The organism is Gordonia desulfuricans NBRC 100010 (assembly GCF_001485495.1).
In the GTDB taxonomy this organism is placed as follows: Bacteria; Actinomycetota; Actinomycetes; order Mycobacteriales; family Mycobacteriaceae; genus Gordonia; species Gordonia desulfuricans.
In genome coordinates this window covers 25,892-46,222 of record NZ_BCNF01000066.1, presented here as the reverse complement: position 1 = coordinate 46,222, position 20,331 = coordinate 25,892, and the positions used below count along the sequence as shown (strand labels likewise).

The following is a 20,331-nucleotide window of genomic DNA, read 5'->3' as shown; positions in this document are numbered from 1 at the left end:
ATGGGTTTCGTCCCACATCCCGACCGTCGTCCGGTGCTGGTCGCCGGCGCCTCCTCCGGAATCGGTGCGGCCACCGCCGAATGGCTTGCCGGACAGGGGTATCCGGTGGCGCTGGCGGCACGCCGGGTGGAGCGGCTGCAGGCACTCGCCGAGAAGATCGTCGCCGACGGCGGGGAGGCCGTCGCGGTTCCCCTGGACGTGACCGACGAGGCCTCGGTGATCGACTGTGTCGCCAAGGCGCAGGCGGCCGTCGGTGACCTGGAGATCGTCGTCGCCGGTGCCGGCGACCTCGCCGTCGGCCTGTCCTACCAGACCAGCCCCGAGGCCTTCGCCGACCAGATCAACATCCACCTCAACGGCGCCTACCGGGTGTATCGGGCGGTGATCGGCGGCATGATCGACCGTGGCCGAGGCGATTTCGTCTTCATCGGCTCCGATGTGGCGATCCGGCCGCGGCCCTGGTCGTCGGCCTACGTCGCCGCCAAGTCGGGGATCGACGGCCTGGTCGCGACCATCCAACTCGAACTCGAGGGCACCGGGGTGCGCGCCGGCGTGGTGCGACCCGGACAGACCCTCACCGGCATGGGGATGGACCTCGACCCCGAGGTCACCGAGAACATGCTCAACGACTGGATCAAGCACGGACTGGCCCGCCACGGCAATTTCCTTGCCCCCGAACACATCGCGCAAGCGGTGGCCGCCATGGTCACCATGCCCCGCGGCGCACACATGCGTTCGGTGGAGGTCGAGGCAGAGGGTGCGGTCCCCAAGAACAAGCTCGCTGCGAAAGGACAAGACCGATGACCACACTGACCACTCCCAAACGCGTCTCCGGCGGCGAGGGAGAACACGGCCACCTCGATGAACTCGCCACCGACCCGATCGCGCTGTTCTGGCGCATCCGTTCCGAGTGCGGCGACGTCGGACAGTTCCAGCTCGCCGACCGCGAGGTGGTGCTGGTGTCCGGGGCCACCGCCAACGAAGAGTTCTTCCGGGCCCCGGAAGAAGATCTCGACCAGGCCGCCGCCTATCCGTTCATGACCCCGGTCTTCGGTGAGGGCGTCGTCTTCGACACCAGCCCCGAGGAACGCTCCAAGGCGATCCACAACGCGGCGCTCAAGGGGCCGCACATGAAGCAGCACGCGATCACCATCCCCAACGAGGTGGAACGGATCATCGCCGGCTGGGGTGACGAGGGTGAGATCGACCTGCTCGAGTTCTTCGCCGAGCTGACCCTCTACACCAGCTCGGCCTGCCTGATCGGCCGACGCTTCCGCGAACAGCTCAACGGACACATCGCGCACCTGTTCCACGACCTGGAGAAGGGCACCGACCCGATCGCCTACGTCGACTACAACGCCGACATCGAGAGCTTCCGCAAACGCGACTCCGCGCGTGCCGAACTCGTCGAGTTCATCCAGGGTGTGATGAACGACCGGATCGCGAACCCCACCGAGAACAAAGACGATCGCGACCTGATGGACGTGCTCGTGCAGGTCGGATTCGACGCCAACACCATCACCGGGATGTTCATCTCGATGATGTTCGCCGGGCACCACACCACCTCGGGCACCGCCGCCTGGACGCTGATCGAGCTGCTGCGCAACCCCGACTACATGCAGCAGGTGTATGCCGAGCTCGACGACATCTATCGCGGCGGTGGCGGCGAGGGGGCCGACGACGGCGCCGCCGCCGGCACCGGGCGGGTGGAGTACAGCTTTGCCGCGATGCGCCAGATCCCGAAGCTGGAGAACGCACTCAAGGAGGCGCTGCGACTGCATCCGCCGCTGATCGTCCTGATGCGAGTGGTGCAGAACGACTTCCACATCGAGGACTTCGAGGTCAAGGCCGGACAGTCGATCGCGGTGTCGCCGGCGATCTCCAACCGGCTGCCCGAGGACTTCCCGAACCCCGACGCCTTCGACCCGGACCGGTACGTCAAACCGCGCCAGGAGGATCTGGTCAACCGGTGGACGTGGATTCCCTTCGGTGCCGGCCGGCACCGTTGCGTCGGAGCACAATTCGCGATCATGCAGCTCAAGGCGATCTTCTCGGTGCTGTTCCAGAACTACGAGTTCGAGATGGCCCAGCCCGCCGATTCCTATCACAACGACCACTCCAAGATGGTCGTCCAGCTCGCGCAGCCGTGCCGGGTCCGGTACCGCCGGCGGGCGGAGGCGAACGGAGCGGGCTGATGCGGATCGAGATCGATCTGGATCTGTGCCAGGGCCACGGGATGTGCGAGATGGAGGCCCCGGAGGTCTTCGTCGCCCACCGCGATCACGCCGAGATCCTCGACGCCCACCCGGACGAGAGCCTGCGCGAGCAGGTCCTCGCCGCAGTCCAGTACTGCCCCACCCAGGCGCTGCGCATCGTCGACGACGATGCGCAGAGCGCCTGACCCGGAGACCTGCCGAACCCCGAGACCTGCCGAACCCCGATACCTGCCGAACCCCGACACCGCCCGACCACCGGGTCCGCCCTGACCCACAACCGACGTTCACCGACGAAAGAGGTTGAGATACATGTCGTTCGACCGTGCCGAACTGGAAGAGATGAAAGAGCGTTGGCTGCAGGCCAACATCGAGGCCGAGAAGGCCGGTGACTGGAAGCCGCTCGCCTCGTTCTACACCGAGGACGCCACCTACGGCTGGAACTACGGCCCCGACAAGGACTTCATGGCCGTCGGCCGCGACGAGATCCGCGAGATTGCGCTGGGTCAGGAGATGGAGGGCCTCGAGGGCTGGACCTATCCCTATCAAGAGTGGGTGATCGACGACCGCACCGGATCGATGATCGGACTGTGGAAGCAGGTGTACGAGCGGACCCGCGAAGACGGCACCCACTACGCACTCGAGGGCATCCAGGGCAGCTGGTTCCGGTACGGCGGGAACTTCCAGTTCTCCTGGCAGCGTGACTTCTTCGACTACGGCAACGTGTCGGCGCTGTTCATCGAACTGCTCAAGAACAACGCGATGAGCGACGGCATGCTCAAGCGGATCGAGAAGGCCACCGGCGACCAGCCGGGCTGGTATCCGTTCGGCAAGGTACCCGTCCCGTTCTGGTGATGCACACCCACGAAAGCCGAACACGAACGCAGAGAACGAGAATGACGCATACAGCCCAGTCGTACTCCGACCTCACCGGCGAGCAGTTGGCCGGTCTCGTTCCCGAACTGCTGCTGTCGGGTCAGCTGATCGACCGCAGCGGCATGGCCCACCTGATCAGTGCCTTCGGCCGCGAGACCATGACCCGGGTGGCCATCGAGGAGTGGATGGCCGCCAGCCCGGTCTACACCCACCGCATGCGCACCGCCCTCGGGATCGACGGCGACGGTGTCGAGGACATGTTCAAATGTCTGCAACTCGACATCGGCGCACCACCGCAGTTCATGGACTTCCGGTACGAGATCACCGACCGCTATCACGGTGCGTTCGTGCTGAACCACTGTGGCGCACTGATGGATGTGGAACCCCTCGGCGACGAGTACGTCACCTCGATGTGCCATGACATCGAGGATCCCACGTTCGACGCCACCGCCATCGCCACCAACCGGCGTGCCCGGATCCGGCCCATCCACCGGCCGCCGCGTCGTCCGGCCGACCGGCATCCACACTGTGCGTGGACGGTGACGATCGAACCCGACCGTGACGAGCTGCCGCTGCCCGCCGACGCGGAGACCATGTTCACCTCACGCGCGGCGTCGACCGAACTCTCCGAGATCGACCCCTCGGCCCTCGACGGCTGGGTGGACTATCGCGGACCGCTGGTGGAGGACCTGCAGTTCCGCGAATGGTCGACGAGCGCCCTGGTGCGCATCGCCGAAGAGGTCGCGCTGCAACATCAGTTGCTGGCGTTGGGGTTCCTGCTGTCGGTGACGCGGTATGCGGAGTCGGCGGAGCAGGCACTCGAGATCTACCGCAAACAGTTCACCGGCATCGCGGGGTTGTCGGCGGATCGTCTGCGGCGGGCCCTGCGGTTGGGCACCGGGGCCGACGACCTGGCCCAGGTGATCCGCCTGGTGCCGGTCCTCGGGCCGCAGCAGTACAGCGGTGTCACGGCCACCGTGGAGGGGGACGGCCGTGATCACGGTGAGGTGGTGGTGCACATCCCGTCGTCGTCGGATGCCTATGCCGACGGCGGCTGGGTCACGGTGCTGACCGCAGACCACACCGAACCGCTGGCGGCGATCGGTGTCGCGGTACATCCGCGGTGGACGATCGGTGCCGCCGAACAGACCGACGACGGTCTGCGGGTGCGGTTCGTGCTCGGCCACGACGACCAGAAGGAATGCGGTGAGGTGGCCATCGCACGGTTCTCCTCGGGCGCCGACTTCTCCTTCACCGACCGCGGCCGGTCGATCCCGATCACCCCGGTCGCCAGCGGCGTCTGATGACCGACGCCGGATTGGCCGGGCGGGTGGCGATGGTCGCGGGCGCCACCCGGGGAATCGGACTGGCGGTCGCCTACGCCCTGGCGGGGAGCGGGGTGTCGGTGGTGGTCAACGGTCGGGACGAGGCCGCGGTGACCGCCACCGTCGACGAGATCGTCGGCGGTGGCGGCTATGCCGTCGGCGTGTGTGGTGCAGCGGGGCAGGCGGGGGTGGCCGAGAAGATGGCCGACGCCGCGCTGTCGGGGTTCGGGGCCCTCGACATCGCGATCAACTGCGCCGGGATCGCCGAGCCGGCCGGATCGACGGTACTCACGATCACCGAGGACGAGTTCCGCGAGCAGGTCGACGCACACCTGATGAGTGCCTTCCACATCACGCAGGTGGCGGGAAGAGTGTTCGCCGAACAGAATTCGGGGTCGATCGTGCTCACCGGATCGGCCGCATCCCTCGGGACGTTCGGCGGCAGCGGGTACCCGGCGGCGAAAGGGGGCGTCAACGCGCTCGCGTTGGCCGCCGCCGGGGACCTCACCGGCCTCGGGGTGCGCATCAACGTCGTGATGCCCGGGGCCAGGTCGCGGTTGTCGTCGGGCGACGACTACGTGCGGCACATCCACAGCCTGCACGAGCGGGGCATTCTCGACGACTACACCCGCGACGCCGCGCTCGACCCGGCACCGCCGGAGTACGTCGCCGCCCTCTACGAGTTCCTGGCGGGCGACCTGTCGTCGGGGATCACGGGCCAGATCTTCACCGCCGCAGGTGGTTTCATCGGCCGGTACGATCCGCAGCAGCCGACGTTCATCGCCTACCGCGACCACAAGGACACCGCGCCGTACAGCATGGCCGAACTGGCCGAGATGCTCGGCTGAGGTTTTGTGTTGTCAGAAGGGGCCGCTACGCGGTGTAGGTGTGGGTTCGCGGCTCCCGCACCCACAGCGTGCCGTCACCGGCCGTGGGGCCCTGGGCCTTGAGCGTCCGCTTGACGATCTTGTTGGTCGCCGTGGTCGGCAGGGTCTTGGCGACCCGCACATACCGCGGCCACGCCTTGGGGGAGAGGTCCGGCTGTGCCTCCAGCTCGGCGACGAACTCGTCCGGGGAGAGTTTGACGTCGTCGTCGAGGACGATGGCGGCCATCACCGCATCACCCACCTGGTCGTCCGGAACCCCGTATACCGCAACCTGATTGACCCCGGGAATGCGCTGCAGGATGCGTTCGATCGGTCCGGCGGTCATGTTCTCGCCGTCCACCCGCATCCAGTCGCCGGTACGGCCGGCGAGGTAGATCCAGCCGTCGGCGTCACGGTAGGCGAGATCCCCCGACCAGTACTTGCCGCCGCGCAGACGCTCGTCGGTGGTGGCCGCATCGTTGTAGTAACCGGTGAACATACCGGCGCCGTCGGTGTTCACGAGCTCGCCGATCGCCTCCTCGGCGTTGGCGAGGGCGCCGTTCTCGTCGAAGACGGCGACGGCACACTCGGTGTCGGTGGCCGGGTCGTAGACGGCGACACCGGGGAAGCCCTTGCCGATCGATCCGGCCGGGGTGTGGGGCTCACGGGTGACGATGATCGCCAGCTCCGACGACCCGTATCCGTCCCAGACGTTGCAGTCGAATCGTCGTGCGAACTCGGTGATGTCGTGATCGGTGGCCTCGTTGCCGAACGCCGCGCGCAGCGGGTTGTCGGCGTCGTCGGGCTTCTCCGGGGTGGCCAGGATGTAGGCGAGCGGCTTGCCCACATAGTTCATGTAGGTCGCGCCGTGGCGGCGGATGTCGTCGAGGAAGGTCGACGCCGAGAACCGGGCCGGCACCATCGACGCACCGGCGGCCGCCGCGGCGCAGTATCCGCCGAGCAGCGCCGCGGAATGGAACAGCGGCATCGACAGATAGCAGACGTCGCCGGAGGTCAGACCGAACTTCTGCACCAGGGGCGGTCCGGCGAAGGGGATCAGCATGTGTGCCAGCCGAACCGGCTTGGGGTTACCACTCGTCCCCGAGGTGAAGATCAGCATGAACGGGTCGAGCGGACCCGGCACCGAATGTGGCGTCAGCTCACCGGCATTCGCGACCCGCTCGGCCCACTGTGGGCTCGACGTGTCGATCACGGTGACCCCCGACAGATCCAGGCCGTCCAGCAGATCGCGGTGTTCGGCGTCGGTGAGCAGGATCTGGCAGTCGGCGCGCCGGATGTCGCCGAGCAGTGCGTCTCCACGTCGTGTGTTGTTGATCCCCGCCGTGACGTAGCCGCCGAACGCGCCCGCCGCGATGGCGATCAGCATGGTGGGGGTGTTCCCCAGCAGTGTGCCGATGTGCATCGGGCGGGCGGGGTCGGCGTCGGTGAGGACGGTGGCCGCCGTGCGGCGGGCCTCGTCGATGTACTCGCGCCAGGTCCATCGGCGGTCCTGGTAGGTGATCGCCACGTTGTCGTCGTCGCTGCGTTCGGCGAGGAGTTGGGTCACGGTGTCGGCCATGCCCCAAATCTAGAACGTGTTCCACCTACCGGTGGACAGATTCGCGAAAATGTCTACTAGCGGTTGACGTTGACGATTCCCGGCGAGAGCGTGACCGTGTTGCCGCCGTCGCCGAGCACGGTGACGGTGAGACTCAGGGTGCCCGCACCGGTCGGCAACGCCGGACTGATCGTCGGCTTACCCGAGGTGCAGGCCGGGAAGGTCGCATCGTCGGCCTTGTGGGTGGAGGTGTTCTTCCAGCTCACCGCAACCTTCGCGGTCCGCAGGCTGGTGGCGCACGCGTTCCCGGGCATCGGCTCGAGCCAGACGACGGTGGTGTCGGTACCCGTGGCCGCGGCGGCCAGCGGCGCGACGAACCCGCCGGTCGGCAGGATGCCCACGCGCGTGATGCCGATGGTCGGCGTCTGGTTGGACACGTCGAGCTGGCGGACGGCGGGCTGGGTGGGAGCGGTCGACCCCGGAACGGTGGCATCCGGTGCTGCAGGGCTCGGTGTGCCGGATTCCGGCGTATTCGTCTGTGGCCCGCTGTCGGGTGCGGCAGCGGCGACTCCGGCGGCAACGGGTGCGACGGCGAGTGCGAGGACCCCCGCTGCCGAGACGGCAATTCTCTTCAACATCATGAGTAACATCAGCCCCTTCCGTCACACGACGGTACCAGCGGGCCCATCCAGGGGCCACTTCGTCGAAATGGGTACATGGGTGTATCGGGTGATAGGACTGTGGGCATGACCGAGGCTCCATCTGTTCCCGCTGCCACGACCGAATCCGCCACCCCGATGTCCGTACTGCACATCGGGCACATGGTGGTGGAGGGGACCACGATCCGCGCCGAGCAACAACTCTGCGCGCGATTCGCCGATCATCGCGGGCGTATCGACCTGCCTGCCCTCGGGGTGCTCTTCGACCACGTCGCCGGTATCCCGTTCTTCCGCCTCGGCGCCGAGGCCGGCGCGCTGAGCATGCAGGCCCGCCTCGCCATGTCCGGCCTCGGGCACATCGACGTCGACGAGAAGATCAGCTGCAGCGCCGAGGTGGTGATGCACGACGACGGGACGGGGATCACCACCGTCGACATCCGTACCTCCGACGGCACGCTGGGCTGCACCGGCCTCGCCCGCAACATGCGGGTCGCGCGGCCGGCCGCCGGCGACGAGGACGAGACCCCGATCGCCGTCGACACCCCGGACTGCGACGGACACGGCATCGAACTCCCCGGTCCGGTTCCGGCCCACCTCGACGGACGTGACGTGATCGCCGAGATCGCCGAAGGCCGGCGTCCCATCGGTCCGCTCGCCGAACTGCTCGGCGGCCGGATCGAGTTCGACGGCGACACCGGCATGCTGCGCTTCACCGCGGCCACCGACCCGTGGATGGCGAATGTCTTCGGCACCATGCACGGCGGCGTGATCGCCACCATCATCGGACAGGCCTTCTCGCTGGCCGGCCAGGCACACGCCGCCGCAGGCAAGGACTACCGCGTCGGCGACCTCACCTTCGGCTTCTACCGCTCGCCCGCGGTCGGTGGCGTGGACGTCGTCGTCGACGTCACGCCGGTCAAGATCGGTCGTCGGATCGCGGCCTTCCGCGCGACGATGGTCGACGCCGACGGGAAGCTGCTCGCCGACGGTAGCGCCGACATCCACTACTCCTAGGGTCCGCCCGCCACCTGGGTCTGCCCGGGTCGGCGACCCGCTGCGTCACGCCCGGCGGCGCAGTCTCCGACAGAAACAATCATGTGTGCTTGATTTTTATTGTCGGATGTGTGACGCTCATCGCATGTCGAACGTGCAGGAGGTCGTGGCCGACCTCACCGCAGAGTCCCGGGTACTCGACGAGCTGGTCGCCGGTCTCGACGCCGCCGGCTGGGCCACTGCGACCCCCGCACCCGGGTGGACCGTCGCCCATCAGATCGCGCACCTGAGTTGGACCGACACCCAGTCGGGGATCGCCGCCACCGATCCGGCGGCGTTCGCCGCCGTCGTCGCCGAAGCGCTGGAGAATCCCACCGGCTTCGTCGACGAGGCCGCCGAGCAGGGGGCACGGCTGCCGGGGGCCGAACTGCTCGCGCAGTGGCGGACCGCCCGGGAAGCCCTGGCGGCGGCGCTGCTCGCCGTTCCGGATGGCACCAAGATCCCGTGGTTCGGCCCGCCGATGTCGGCCACGTCCATGGCCACCGCCCGCCTGATGGAGACCTGGGCCCACGGCCTCGACGTCGCCGACGCGCTCGGCGTCACCCTCGAACCCACCGACCGGATCAAGGCCGTGGCCCACATCGGCGTGCGGACCCGCGACTTCGCCTACGCGGTGAACGGCAAACAGCCACCCGCACAGCCGTTCCGCGTCGAACTCGTCGCGCCGTCGGGGGCGCTGTGGACCTGGGGCCCCGACGACGCCACCGACATCGTGCGCGGTCCCGCGCTCGACTTCTGCCTGCTGGTCACCCAGCGGCGTGCCCCCGCCGATCTCGCACTGCACTTCGTCGGCGACGACGCACGTGAATGGTCCACGATCGCACAGTGTTTCGCCGGTCCTCCGGGGGCCGGACGCGAACCCGCGACGACCACCCCGGATGCGACCACGACAGCGGAGGGCTGATCACATGACCGTGCAGAAGAGCGTACGGATCGGCAATGCGTCCGGTTTCTACGGCGACCGGTTCGCCGCGGTGCGGGAGATGCTCGAGGGCGGCGAGCTCGACTTCCTCACCGGCGACTACCTCGCCGAGCTCACCATGCTGATCCTCGGCAAGGACCGGCTCAAAGACCCCAAGGCCGGTTACGCCAAGACATTCCTGCGTCAGATGGAGGACTGCCTGGGCCTGGCCGTCGACAAGGGCGTCAAGATCGTCACCAATGCCGGCGGACTCAACCCGCACGGCCTGGCCGTGGCGTTGCGCGAACTCGCCGACCGGACCGGCATCGATGCCGGCATCGCCTTCGTCGACGGTGACGACCTCCTCGGTCGCGCCGCCGACCTGGGTCTCGGGAAACCGTTGACCGCCAACGCCTATCTCGGCGCCTTCGGGATCAAGTCGGCCCTCGACGCCGGAGCCGACGTCGTCGTCACCGGACGGATCACCGACGCCTCGCTCACCGTCGGCCCGGCGGCCGCCGTGTTCGACTGGGACTACGACGATCTCGACGCGCTCGCCGGTGCGGTGGTCGCCGGTCACGTCATCGAATGCGGGGCGCAGGCGACCGGCGGCAACTACGCCTTCTTCACCGAGCTGCCGTTGCGCGAGTCGCGCGCCGCCGGACACATCGGATTCCCCATCGCCGAGATCGCCGCCGACGGCTCGTCGGTGATCACCAAACACGACGGCACCGGGGGAGCCGTCACCGTCGGAACCGTCACCGCACAACTCCTCTACGAGGTGAGCGGCCCCCGCTACCTGGGCCCCGACGTGACCACCCGCCTGGACTCCATCACCCTCGGCCAGGAGGGCCCCGACCGCGTCTCGATCAGCGGCGTCCGTGGCGAGGCGCCGCCGGAGACCACCAAGGTGTCACTGAATCATCTCGGCGGCGTCCGCAACGAGATCACCATGATCCTCACCGGTCTCGACATCGAGGCCAAGGCCGAACTGTTCCGCGCTCAGTTCCTTGCCGCCCTGCCCGCGCTGCCGCAGCAGATCAACTGGGAGCTGTCCCGCCTCGACCGCGCCGACGCACAGACCGAGGAGCAGGCCAGTGCCCTGCTGCGGTGCGTCGCCCGCGACTCCGACGCCGGCAAGGTGGGGCGCGCATTCTCTTCAACCGCAGTCGAACTCGCCCTGGCCAGCTACCCCGGATTCTCCATGACCGCCCCGCCCGGAAACGGATCGCCCTTCGGGGTGTTCGAACCCGGCTACGTCGACGCCGCTCTGGTCGAGCATCGCGTGGCCTTCCCCGACGGTGTGGTGGAGCGGATCGACCCGAGTCCCCTGCGCACCCGGGTGGAACCCGATGTGTCCGACCCGCAGTCGGTCACGGCCACCACCGATTTCGGCCCCACCGAACTGCAACCGCTCGGCCGGATCGCCGGTGCCCGCAGCGGCGACAAGGGCGGCAGCGCCAACATCGGTGTGTGGGTGCGGGACCCGCAGCATTACGCGTGGCTGGAGGAGACCCTCGACGCCGAGCTGCTCGCCGAACTGCTCCCCGAGGTGCACGGACTGACCATCCACCGTCACCGGCTGCCCAACCTGCTCGCGGTGAACTTCGTGATCGAGGGTGTGCTCGGCCGCGGCGTCGCCGACAACGTCCGCTTCGACCCGCAGGCGAAGGGGATGGGGGAGTGGCTGCGCTCCCGGCCGGTGCCGATTCCGCGGTCCTTCCTCTGAGCGTCCACCGCTACGCCACAACCACTCTCGAATCCGCTTCCTGCTGACGTCATCCCGGCACCACGCCCACGATTGCGAGGACCCACAGACATGCCGATCACCGACCCCGTGTGGGACGGTCCCGAACGCCGCGCACTGCGCGAGACCGTCCGCGGATTCGTCACCCGCCACGTCCTGCCGCACCAGGACGACTGGGAACGCGACGGAGAGATCCCCCGTGACGTCCACCGCGCGGCCGCCGAACTCGGGCTGTTCGGACTGGGCGTCGACGAGGCGATCGGCGGCAGCGGCGGCGACATGATCGACGCGACCGTCCTCGCCGAGGAACTACACCACGCCGGTGCCGCCGGCGGTGTCTTCGCCTCGCTGTTCACCCACGGAATCGCCCTGCCGCACCTGATCGCCGCCGGTGACCCCGACCAGATCGACCGCTGGGTGCGACCCACCCTCGCCGGCGAGATGATCGGCAGCCTGGCGATCACCGAACCCGGCGGCGGCAGCGACGTCGGGCACCTGACGACCCGGGCGGTCCGCGACGGCGACCACTACATCGTCAACGGCGCCAAGACCTACATCACCTCCGCGGTACGCGCCGACTTCGTCGTCACCGCCGTACGCACCGGCGGCGACGGGGCCGCGGGGGTGTCGCTGCTCGTGATCGAGAAGGACACACCGGGATTCACCGTCACCCGCAAGCTCGACAAGATGGGCTGGCGATGCTCGGACACCGCCGAACTGTCCTTCGTCGACGTCCGCGTGCCGGTGACCAACCTGGTGGGTGCCGAGAACTCCGGATTCGCCCAGATCGCCACCGCCTTCGTGTCCGAACGCTCGTCGCTGGCGGTGCAGGCCTATGCCAGCGCGCAGCGCTGCCTGGACCTGTCGCTGGCCTGGGCACGCGACCGCGAGACCTTCGGCAAACCGATCATCACACGACAATCCGTGCAGGACACCCTCACCGAGATGGCCCGCCGGATCGACGTCGCCCGCACCTACACCCGGGCCGTCGTCGAACGCAAGGTGACCTCGGACGACGACATGATCGCCGAGGTGTGCTTCGCCAAGAACACCGCCGTCGAGGCCGGGGAATGGGTGGCGTCCAAAGCCGTTCAGCTGCACGGCGGACTCGGCTACATGACCGGCACCGAGGTCGAACGCCAGTATCGCGACATGCGCATCATCGGCATCGGCGGTGGCACCACCGAGATCCTCACCGGACTGGCCGCAAAACGATTGGGGTACCAACGATGACTGCACTGCGTTCCACCCTCGACCCGACCGGCGAGGACTACACCCGCAACCGCGAGCAGATGCTCGGCAAACTCGACGAGCTCCAGGTGGAACTCGACAAGGCGCTGGCAGGCGGCGGGGAGAAGAGCGTCGCCCGACACCGCAAGCGCGACAAGATGCTTCCCCGTGAGCGCATCGAGATGCTGATCGACGAGGACTCGGCCTTCCTCGAACTGTGTCCGCTCGCGGCCTTCGGTTCCGACTTCACGGTCGGGGCGTCGGTGATCGTCGGGATCGGTGTGGTCGAAGGCATCGAATGTCTCGTCGTCGCCAGCGATCCCACCGTCAAGGGCGGCACGTCCAATCCGTGGACCCTGCGCAAGAACCTGCGCGCCAACGACATCGCGCTGGCCAACCGGCTGCCGGTGATCTGCCTGGTGGAGTCCGGTGGCGCGGACCTGCCGACCCAGAAGGAGGTGTTCGTCCCCGGCGGACGACTCTTCCGTGATCTCACCCGGCTGTCGGCGGCCGGAATCCCCACCATCGCACTGGTCTTCGGCAACTCCACCGCCGGTGGCGCCTACATTCCCGGCATGAGCGATCACGTCGTCATGATCGAGAACCGGTCCAAGGTGTTCCTCGGCGGTCCGCCGCTGGTCAAGATGGCCACCGGTGAGGACAGCGACGACGAATCCCTCGGCGGCGCACAACTGCACGCCCGGCAGTCGGGTCTGGCCGACCACTATGCCGCCGACGAGCAGGACGCCTTGCGGATCGGACGGCGGATCGTGGCCCGCCTCAACTGGCGCAAACAGGGGCCGAAGCCGGTCGCCGAGGTCGTCGAACCCCGTTACAGCACCGAGGAACTGCTCGGCATCGTCCCCGGTGATCTGAAGATCCCCTTCGATCCGCGCGAGGTGATCGCCCGCGTCGTCGACGACAGCGACTTCGACGAGTTCAAGTCCGAGTACGGCAACTCGCTGTGTACCGGATGGGCGCGTATCCACGGCTATCCGATCGGCATCCTCGCCAACGCGCAGGGCGTGCTGTTCAGCCAGGAATCGCAGAAGGCGGCCCAGTTCATCCAGCTCGCCAACCGCAGCGACACCCCACTGCTGTTCCTGCACAACACCACCGGCTACATGGTGGGGCAGGAGTACGAGAAGGGCGGGATGATCAAGCACGGCTCGATGATGATCAACGCCGTCTCCAACTCCAAGGTCCCGCATCTGTCGGTGCTGCTGGGCGCCAGCTACGGTGCGGGGCACTACGGCATGTGCGGACGCGCCTTCGACCCGCGTTTCCTGTTCTCCTGGCCCAGTGCGAAATCCGCGGTGATGGGGGCCGCGCAGCTCGCCGGCGTCATCTCGATCGTGTCGCGGGCGGCCACCGAGGCCCGCGGCGGCACCGTCGACGAGGCCGCCGACGCCGCGATGCGCCAGATGATCGAGGCACAGATCGAGGCCGAGTCGGTGCCGGCATTCCTGTCCGGGATGCTCTACGACGACGGCGTGATCGACCCGCGCGACACCCGCACGATCCTCGGACTGTGCCTGTCGGCGATCCACAGCGGACCGGTGGAGGGGACGTCGAACTTCGGCGTCTTCCGGATGTGAGGGGACAACGTTGAACAACACCACGATCACCGCAGCAACAACCACGTCCGGGAGCGCCTCGGGAGCCGCAGGCGACGGACCGGCCATGGCCGGACCGATCACCTCGGTACTCGTCGCCAACCGCGGCGAGATCGCCCGCCGGGTGTTCACCTCGGCGGCCGCCATGGGGCTCGACACCGTCGCGGTGTTCTCCGATCCCGACGCCGCGTCGCCGCATGTGGCCGCCGCCGACACCGCGATCCGACTGCCCGGCACGACGTCTGCCGAGACCTATCTGCGTGGCGAGCAGATCATCGCCGCCGCACGCGCGGCCGGTGCCGACGCGATCCACCCCGGCTACGGATTCCTCTCGGAGAACGCCGAGTTCGCCGCCGCCGTGCTCGACGCCGGACTGGTGTGGGTGGGCCCGCCGCCGTCGGCGATCGCCGCGATGGGCTCCAAGGTCAACGCCAAGAAGCTGATGGCCGACGCCGGGGTGCCGGTACTCGGTGACATCGATCCCGATGCGGTCACCGCCGACGACCTGCCGCTGCTGATCAAGGCGTCCGCCGGTGGCGGTGGACGTGGCATGCGGATCGTCCGTTCGCTCGACGATCTCGCCGAGCAGGTGGCCGGCGCCCGACGCGAGGCCGAGTCGGCGTTCGGTGATCCCACGGTGTTCTGTGAACCGTATGTCGAACGCGGACACCACATCGAGGTGCAGGTGCTCGCCGACACCCACGGGACGATCTGGGCGGTGGGCGAGCGGGAATGCTCCATCCAGCGTCGTCACCAGAAGGTCGTCGAGGAAGCCCCCGCACCGCTGGTCGAGCGGATCGGCGAGGACATGCGGGAACGGCTCTACGCCGCCGCGCGCACCGCGGTGGGCGCGATCGGCTACACCGGTGCGGGCACCGTGGAGTTCCTCGCCGACGATCGCGGCCGGTTCTATTTCCTGGAGACCAACACCCGCCTGCAGGTGGAGCACCCGGTCACCGAACTGACCACCGGCACCGACCTGGTGGAGTGGCAGCTGCGGATCGCGATGGGGGAGAAGCTCGATGCCGAGCCGCCGGCGGCGCGAGGTGCCTCCATCGAGGTGCGCCTGTATGCCGAGGATCCGGCCGCCGGATGGCAGCCGCAGTCGGGCACCGTGCACACGTTTGCACTCGACGCCGTGACGTCGTTCGGTCCGCTGGACCGTCCGGGCGTCCGTCTGGACTCCTCGATCGGTGACGGCTCGGAGATCTCCACCTTCTACGATCCGATGCTGGCCAAGGTCATCTCCTGGGCGCCCAACCGGGCGCGTGCCGCGGCCATGCTGGCCCGCACCCTCGCCGATGCGCGGATCCACGGCCCGGTGACCAACCGTGACCTGCTGGTGAACATCTTGCGCGAGAAGACCTTCCGCGCCGGTGAGACCGATACCGGCTACCTCGACGAGGTGGGCATCGACGTGCTGTCGGCGCCGCTGGCCGACGAGGCGGCCCGCGCCCGTGCCACCATCGCGGCGGCCCTCGCGACCGGCGCCGCCAACCGGGACTCCGCCCGCGTCCAGGCGAGCCTCGAATCGGGCTGGCGCAACATGGCGTCGGGCTATCAGACCAAGACCTATCTGCTGCCCGACGACACCGAGACGGTGGTGCGCTACCGCCACACCCGCGACGGCGTGGAACTGCCGGACGCCCCGGGGCTGGTCGTGGTCGCCGTCGGCGCCGACACCGTCACCCTGGCCGACGCCGACGGGGTGCAGCAGACCCTGACGGTGGCCCGCTACGGCGAGACCGATGTCTACGTCGACGGACCGGGATTCGGTGTGCACCTGCGCCGTACGCCGCGCTTCGTCGACCCGGCCAGTGTGCAGCGGCCGGGATCGCTGCTGGCGCCGATGCCGGGGGCGGTGATCCGGGTGGCCGTCGCCGAGGGCGACACCGTCACCGCCGGTCAGCCGATCATCTGGCTCGAGGCGATGAAGATGGAACACACGATCAGCGCCCCCGCCGACGGTGTGGTGGCCACCCTCGCGGTCGAACCGGGCCGCCAGCTCGCCGTCGGCGATGTACTGGCCGTGATCACCGACGGTGATACGAACCGAACAGACGTGAACGGAACAGAAGGGGCCCGGGCAGCATCTGCCGCGGCCGAGCAGGAGGGGAACGCATGACCGACAACCCGTTCGTCGAGACGACCGAACGATCCGAGCTGCGCGCGGCGGTCGCCGGACTGGCCGCCAAGTACGGGCAGGACTACTTCCGCGAGTGCGCCCGCGAGGGCCGCAAGACCGACGAACTGTGGCGGGAGGCAGGACAACTCGGCTTCATCGGGGTCAACCTGCCCGAACAGTACGGCGGCGGTGGCGCCGGTATGTACGAGCTGGCGATCGTGATGGAGGAGATCGCGGCCGCCGGGACCGGACTGCTGATGCTGGTGGTCTCCCCGGCCATCTGCGGCAACATCATCGCGCGCTTCGGCACCGAGGAACAGAAGCAGAAGTGGTTGCCGGGTCTCGCCGAGGGCACGCTCACCATGGCATTCGGTATCACCGAACCCGACGCCGGCTCCAACTCCCATCAGATCACCACCACCGCGCGCCGTGACGGATCGGACTGGATCCTCAACGGGCAGAAGGTGTTCATCTCCGGTGTCGACCAGGCCGACGCCGTGCTGATCGTCGGGCGCACCGAGGACGCCAAGACCGGCAAGCTCAAGCCCGCACTGTTCATCCTGCCGACCGACGCGCCGGGCTTCACCTACACGCTGATCGAGATGGAACTGCAGAACCCGGAGAAGCAGTTCCAGCTGTTCCTCGACGATGTCCGGCTCCCCGCCGATGCACTCGTCGGTTCCGAGGACGCGGCGCTGAGCCAGCTGTTCGCGGGGCTGAACCCCGAACGCATCATGGCCGCGGCCTCGGCGGTCGGTATGGGGCGCTTCGCCCTCGACAAGGCCGTCGCCTACATCTCCGACCGCACCGTGTGGAAGGCGCCGATCGCCACCCACCAGGCCATCTCACATCCGCTGGCGCAGGGCAAGATCGAGCTCGAGATGGCCAAGCTGATGATGCAGAAGGCCGCGACCCTCTACGACGCAGGCGACGACTGGGGTGCCGCCGAACCGGCCAACATGGCCAAGTACGCGGCCGCCGAGGCATGCGTGAAGATCGTCGACCAGGCGGTCCACTCGCTGGGTGGCAACGGGCTGACCAGTGAATACGGGCTGGCGCCGATGCTGAGTCTGGCCCGGATCGCCCGGATCGCACCGGTCAGCCGCGAGATGATCCTGAACTTCGTCGCGCAGACGAGTCTCGGATTGCCCAAGTCGTACTGACCACCCCCCGTCACACCGAGCACCCGGCCGAGGAGAGACACGATGACCGAGACATCGCCGGAGGTGGTGCACGCCACCACCGTCAACGGCATCACCACGATCACGCTGGATTCCCCGAGCAACCGAAATGCGTTGGGCGAGGAGCTTGTCGGGCGGTTGCTGTCGGCGTTGCGGGCGGCCGGTGCCGCCCCGGACGTGCGTGCGGTGGTGCTCACCCACGCGGGGTCCACCTTCTGTGCCGGCGCCGACCTCGGGGAGGCGCTGCGCCGTGGCGCGAGTGTCGAGGAGGCCTCGGCGGCCGGCACCGAGGCGATGCTGCAGGTGATGCGGACCATCCTGGAACTGCCGAAACCGGTGGTGGCGCGGATCGACGGGCACGTGCGGGCAGGAGGGTTCGGGTTGATCGGAGCCGCCGACATCGTCGTCGCCGGACCGTCGTCGACCTTCGCACTCACCGAGGCACGGCTCGGTCTGGCGCCGGCGATGATCTCGGTGGTGCTGCTGCCCAAGATGACCGCGCGCTCGTCGGGTCGCTACTACCTGACCGGTGAGACCTTCGATCCGGCAACGGCCGAGCAGATCGGACTCCTCACCCGGGCCTGTGCCACCGCCGATGACCTCGACACCGAGGTGGCCGCCATCCTCGCGGGTATCGGCAAGGCGTCACCGCAGGGGCTGGCCGCGTCCAAGCGGCTGACCACGGCGTCGATCCTGCGCGACTTCGACCGCGACGCCCGCCTGCGCGCCGAGGAGTCCGCGGCATTGTTCGGCAGCGACGAGGCACGTGAGGGGATGGCCGCCTTCCTCGGGAAACGGCCACCTGCGTGGGACCTCTCCGGACGGTCGGAGACGGCATGACCACTACAGTGACACCATGACCACCGCAGGCCGCACGAATCGGCGTGAACCACAACAGGAGCGATCACGGATCACCCGTGAGCGCCTGTTGTCGTCGACGATCGAGGCGCTCGCGCAGGACGGCTGGTCGGCCGCCACGGTGGCGGCGGTGGCCGAGCGGGCCGGGGTGTCGCGCGGTGCGGCACAACATCATTTCCCGACCCGCGAGGCCCTGATCACCGCGACGCTCGAGCAGGTCTTCGACGACCTCGCCGACTCGGCCACCCGGGCACATCCGGTGCCCGACGATGCCGACCGTGTGTCGGTGGCCGTGGAGCATGCGGTCGCAATGTACACCGGTACCGAATTCAAGGCGGCCCTGCAGATCTGGGCGGCCGCGGCATCCGATTCGGCCCTCCGGGCGCTGATCCTGCCGATGGAGGCGAGGTTCGCGCGAGCGGCACACCGTACGACGATGGCCGTACTCGGCGCCGAACCCGACGACGACGCTGCCCACCGTGCTGTGCAGGCCACGCTCGACCTCGCACGTGGACTCGGCCTCGCCGACACCCTCTCCGACGACTCCGCCCGTCGCGCCCAGGTGGTCGCGACCTGGTCGGAGATGATGCGCGCGATGCTGGTCTGATCGAGACTCACTCGGTGACGCCTGGTGGTGGTTGAGCGAGGACCTGTGTTTCCGGGGTGGTTGGGACCCGGGGCGTGTGGTGCGGGGATTTCGACTCGGGTCCTCGCCTTTCTGGCTCGGTCCCGGCTCAATCATCAACTCGTGGTGGGTGGTTGAGCCAGGACCGAGCGTAGCGAGTACCTGTGTCGAAACCTTGGTGGGCTGAGCTGCGGGCGTGACCGGTTTGGGGGTGGTTGGCGCCGGGTGTGTGTTGCGGGGATTTCGACTCGGGTCCTCGCCTTTCTGGCTCGGTCCCGGCTCAATCATCAACTCGTGGTGGGTGGTTGAGCCATGGCCGTGGGGACGCGACCACCTCGGCGGTGGTCGCGTCCCTGGGTGTCACTCAGCTGTCGTGGATGATCACACCGCGAATGTTCTTGCCGTCGCGCAGATCCTGGTAACCGTCGTTCACCTGGTCGAGGGTGTAGGTCTGGGTGATCAGCTCGTCGAGCTTGAGCTGGCCGGCATCGTAGAGACGGAGCAGCCGGACGATGTCGTACTGCGGATTGGCCGAACCGAACAGAGTGCCCTTGATGGTCTTCTGGTTGAGGGTCAGATCGGTGCCCGACACGTGCACGGTGAGCTTGGTGGGATCGGCCAGGCCGGTGATCACCACGGTGCCGCCCTTGCCGATCACCGCGGTCGCGCTCTGCACCACCTGCTCGTCGACGGTGCCGACCAGGATCAGTGCCTGATCGGCACCCTGGCCCCAGGTGAGCTCGTTGACCTTGGCCGCGGCCTCGTCGGCGTCGGCGAAGGCATGTGTGGCACCGAACTTCAGGGCGGTCTCGCGCTTCAGGGCGACCGGATCGACGGCCACGACGTACTTGGCGCCCGCCGACACCGCACCCTGCACCGCGTTGATACCCAGTCCGCCGATGCCGTAGATCACCACGGTGTCACCGGCTTGGACCCCACCGGCGTACACCGAGGTACCCCAGCCCGACGGTACACCGCAGCCGACCAGCACGGCCTTGTCCAGCGGCAGCCACTCGTCGACCTTGACCACCGAGTGCTGGCTGATGGTGGCCCGTTCGGCAAAGGTGCCGAGCATGCACATCGCGCCGAAATCGTCCTTGCCGGAATGGAATCGGAAGGTGCCGTCGGGCATGGAGCCCTCCAGGATGGTGGCACCCATGTCACACAGGTTCTGTCGCCCGGTGGAACAGTAGCGGCAGGTGCCGCAGTTGGGGATGAAGCTGCACACCACGTGATCGCCGGGCTTGACCTTGGTGACGCCCGGACCGATCGCCTCGATGATCCCCGACCCCTCGTGACCGCCGACGATCGGATAGCGCGGCGGGAGGTCGCCGTCGGTCAGGTGCAGGTCGGAATGGCACAGGCCGGCGGCGGTGTACTTGATCAGTACCTCGCCCTCGCGGGGCTCGTCGAGGTCGAGTTCGACGATCTCGAACGGCTTGCCGGGGCCGGTGAGGACGGCGGCCTTGGTGGTCATGCTCATGGTGCGGACTCCTTT

Annotated in this window: 18 protein-coding genes; 15 read left to right on the top strand and 3 right to left on the bottom strand. The window is 68.2% G+C overall.

The window, feature by feature from the left end:
- From GD1_RS11780 to GD1_RS11755, 6 genes are all read left to right on the top strand, one after another.
- Entirely contained in the window at positions 1-804 is an 804-nt protein-coding gene (locus GD1_RS11780; protein WP_059037165.1) for an SDR family oxidoreductase, read from the top strand.
- Positions 801-2,195, top strand: a complete 1,395-nt coding sequence (locus tag GD1_RS11775) for a cytochrome P450 (RefSeq protein WP_059037164.1) — start codon at positions 801-803, stop codon at positions 2,193-2,195. The genes GD1_RS11780 and GD1_RS11775 overlap by 4 nt, the downstream gene beginning before the upstream one ends.
- Positions 2,195-2,401: a ferredoxin gene (locus GD1_RS11770; RefSeq protein ID WP_020792964.1), complete on the top strand. Its 207-nt coding sequence runs from the start codon at positions 2,195-2,197 to the stop codon at positions 2,399-2,401. Before GD1_RS11775 ends, GD1_RS11770 begins: the two co-directional genes overlap by 1 nt.
- A gap of 124 nt (positions 2,402-2,525) precedes the next feature.
- A complete protein-coding gene (locus tag GD1_RS11765; protein WP_059037163.1) occupies positions 2,526-3,068 on the top strand; it encodes a Cif family virulence factor in 543 nt (180 codons plus the stop codon).
- A gap of 41 nt (positions 3,069-3,109) precedes the next feature.
- Positions 3,110-4,393, top strand: coding sequence for a hypothetical protein (locus tag GD1_RS11760; RefSeq protein ID WP_059037162.1), 1,284 nt, complete (start codon positions 3,110-3,112; stop codon positions 4,391-4,393).
- Positions 4,393-5,262: an SDR family NAD(P)-dependent oxidoreductase gene (locus GD1_RS11755; RefSeq protein WP_059037161.1), complete on the top strand. Its 870-nt coding sequence runs from the start codon at positions 4,393-4,395 to the stop codon at positions 5,260-5,262. The genes GD1_RS11760 and GD1_RS11755 overlap by 1 nt, the downstream gene beginning before the upstream one ends.
- A 25-nt stretch (positions 5,263-5,287) precedes the next feature.
- On the opposite strand, the gene fadD1 is transcribed toward GD1_RS11755, so the two are convergent.
- Together fadD1 and GD1_RS11745 are read right to left on the bottom strand one after the other, a co-directional pair.
- Complete coding sequence (fadD1, locus tag GD1_RS11750) at positions 5,288-6,859, bottom strand: fatty-acid--CoA ligase FadD1 (protein ID WP_059037160.1); 1,572 nt, start codon at positions 6,857-6,859, stop codon at positions 5,288-5,290.
- Between the two features lie 56 nt (positions 6,860-6,915).
- Entirely contained in the window at positions 6,916-7,476 is a 561-nt protein-coding gene (locus GD1_RS11745; RefSeq protein WP_238403974.1) for a hypothetical protein, read from the bottom strand.
- A 108-nt stretch (positions 7,477-7,584) separates the two neighbouring features.
- On the opposite strand from GD1_RS11745, the gene GD1_RS11740 reads away from it, so the two are divergent.
- The 9 genes from GD1_RS11740 to GD1_RS11700 all read left to right on the top strand — a co-directional run bounded on the left by GD1_RS11740 (position 7,585) and on the right by GD1_RS11700 (position 18,815).
- A complete protein-coding gene (locus tag GD1_RS11740) occupies positions 7,585-8,511 on the top strand; it encodes a PaaI family thioesterase (RefSeq protein WP_053778522.1) in 927 nt (308 codons plus the stop codon).
- Positions 8,512-8,635: 124 nt separating this feature from the next.
- Positions 8,636-9,454 carry a TIGR03084 family metal-binding protein gene (locus GD1_RS11735; protein WP_053778504.1) on the top strand — a complete coding sequence of 273 codons (819 nt, stop codon included), beginning with the start codon at positions 8,636-8,638 and terminating at the stop codon, positions 9,452-9,454.
- A gap of 4 nt (positions 9,455-9,458) precedes the next feature.
- Positions 9,459-11,180: an acyclic terpene utilization AtuA family protein gene (locus GD1_RS11730; protein WP_053778505.1), complete on the top strand. Its 1,722-nt coding sequence runs from the start codon at positions 9,459-9,461 to the stop codon at positions 11,178-11,180.
- A gap of 90 nt (positions 11,181-11,270) precedes the next feature.
- On the top strand, positions 11,271-12,431 hold the full coding sequence (locus GD1_RS11725) for an acyl-CoA dehydrogenase family protein (protein WP_020792562.1): 1,161 nt from the start codon (positions 11,271-11,273) through the stop codon (positions 12,429-12,431).
- A complete protein-coding gene (locus GD1_RS11720) occupies positions 12,428-14,026 on the top strand; it encodes an acyl-CoA carboxylase subunit beta (RefSeq protein WP_053778506.1) in 1,599 nt (532 codons plus the stop codon). The genes GD1_RS11725 and GD1_RS11720 overlap by 4 nt, the downstream gene beginning before the upstream one ends.
- Positions 14,027-14,111: 85 nt before the next feature.
- Positions 14,112-16,169 (top strand): acetyl/propionyl/methylcrotonyl-CoA carboxylase subunit alpha, encoded by a 2,058-nt coding sequence (locus GD1_RS11715; RefSeq protein WP_059037159.1) that lies wholly within the window; start codon positions 14,112-14,114, stop codon positions 16,167-16,169.
- Complete coding sequence (locus GD1_RS11710; RefSeq protein WP_053778508.1) at positions 16,166-17,332, top strand: acyl-CoA dehydrogenase family protein; 1,167 nt, start codon at positions 16,166-16,168, stop codon at positions 17,330-17,332. The genes GD1_RS11715 and GD1_RS11710 overlap by 4 nt, the downstream gene beginning before the upstream one ends.
- A gap of 42 nt (positions 17,333-17,374) precedes the next feature.
- Entirely contained in the window at positions 17,375-18,190 is an 816-nt protein-coding gene (locus GD1_RS11705; RefSeq protein ID WP_059037158.1) for an enoyl-CoA hydratase family protein, read from the top strand.
- Between the two features lie 16 nt (positions 18,191-18,206).
- Positions 18,207-18,815, top strand: a complete 609-nt coding sequence (locus tag GD1_RS11700) for a TetR/AcrR family transcriptional regulator (RefSeq protein WP_059037157.1) — start codon at positions 18,207-18,209, stop codon at positions 18,813-18,815.
- 382 nt (positions 18,816-19,197) lie between these two features.
- Here GD1_RS11700 and GD1_RS11695 read toward each other — a convergent pair whose 3' ends face one another.
- Positions 19,198-20,316 carry an NDMA-dependent alcohol dehydrogenase gene (locus GD1_RS11695; RefSeq protein WP_020792833.1) on the bottom strand — a complete coding sequence of 373 codons (1,119 nt, stop codon included), beginning with the start codon at positions 20,314-20,316 and terminating at the stop codon, positions 19,198-19,200.
- Positions 20,317-20,331 lie beyond the last annotated feature (15 nt).

Bases quoted from the DNA above. Each gene is read 5' to 3' on its own strand.
- GD1_RS11780 (WP_059037165.1), top strand. From the start codon at position 1: ATGGGTTTCGTCCCACATCCCGACCGTCGTCCGGTGCTGGTCGCCGGC.
- GD1_RS11775 (WP_059037164.1), top strand. From the start codon at position 801: ATGACCACACTGACCACTCCCAAACGCGTCTCCGGCGGCGAGGGAGAA.
- GD1_RS11770 (WP_020792964.1), top strand. From the start codon at position 2,195: ATGCGGATCGAGATCGATCTGGATCTGTGCCAGGGCCACGGGATGTGC.
- GD1_RS11765 (WP_059037163.1), top strand. From the start codon at position 2,526: ATGTCGTTCGACCGTGCCGAACTGGAAGAGATGAAAGAGCGTTGGCTG.
- GD1_RS11760 (WP_059037162.1), top strand. From the start codon at position 3,110: ATGACGCATACAGCCCAGTCGTACTCCGACCTCACCGGCGAGCAGTTG.
- GD1_RS11755 (WP_059037161.1), top strand. From the start codon at position 4,393: ATGACCGACGCCGGATTGGCCGGGCGGGTGGCGATGGTCGCGGGCGCC.
- fadD1 (WP_059037160.1), bottom strand. From the start codon at position 6,859: ATGGCCGACACCGTGACCCAACTCCTCGCCGAACGCAGCGACGACGAC.
- GD1_RS11745 (WP_238403974.1), bottom strand. From the start codon at position 7,476: ATGTTGAAGAGAATTGCCGTCTCGGCAGCGGGGGTCCTCGCACTCGCC.
- GD1_RS11740 (WP_053778522.1), top strand. From the start codon at position 7,585: ATGACCGAGGCTCCATCTGTTCCCGCTGCCACGACCGAATCCGCCACC.
- GD1_RS11735 (WP_053778504.1), top strand. From the start codon at position 8,636: ATGTCGAACGTGCAGGAGGTCGTGGCCGACCTCACCGCAGAGTCCCGG.
- GD1_RS11730 (WP_053778505.1), top strand. From the start codon at position 9,459: ATGACCGTGCAGAAGAGCGTACGGATCGGCAATGCGTCCGGTTTCTAC.
- GD1_RS11725 (WP_020792562.1), top strand. From the start codon at position 11,271: ATGCCGATCACCGACCCCGTGTGGGACGGTCCCGAACGCCGCGCACTG.
- GD1_RS11720 (WP_053778506.1), top strand. From the start codon at position 12,428: ATGACTGCACTGCGTTCCACCCTCGACCCGACCGGCGAGGACTACACC.
- GD1_RS11715 (WP_059037159.1), top strand. From the start codon at position 14,112: ATGGCCGGACCGATCACCTCGGTACTCGTCGCCAACCGCGGCGAGATC.
- GD1_RS11710 (WP_053778508.1), top strand. From the start codon at position 16,166: ATGACCGACAACCCGTTCGTCGAGACGACCGAACGATCCGAGCTGCGC.
- GD1_RS11705 (WP_059037158.1), top strand. From the start codon at position 17,375: ATGACCGAGACATCGCCGGAGGTGGTGCACGCCACCACCGTCAACGGC.
- GD1_RS11700 (WP_059037157.1), top strand. From the start codon at position 18,207: ATGACCACCGCAGGCCGCACGAATCGGCGTGAACCACAACAGGAGCGA.
- GD1_RS11695 (WP_020792833.1), bottom strand. From the start codon at position 20,316: ATGAGCATGACCACCAAGGCCGCCGTCCTCACCGGCCCCGGCAAGCCG.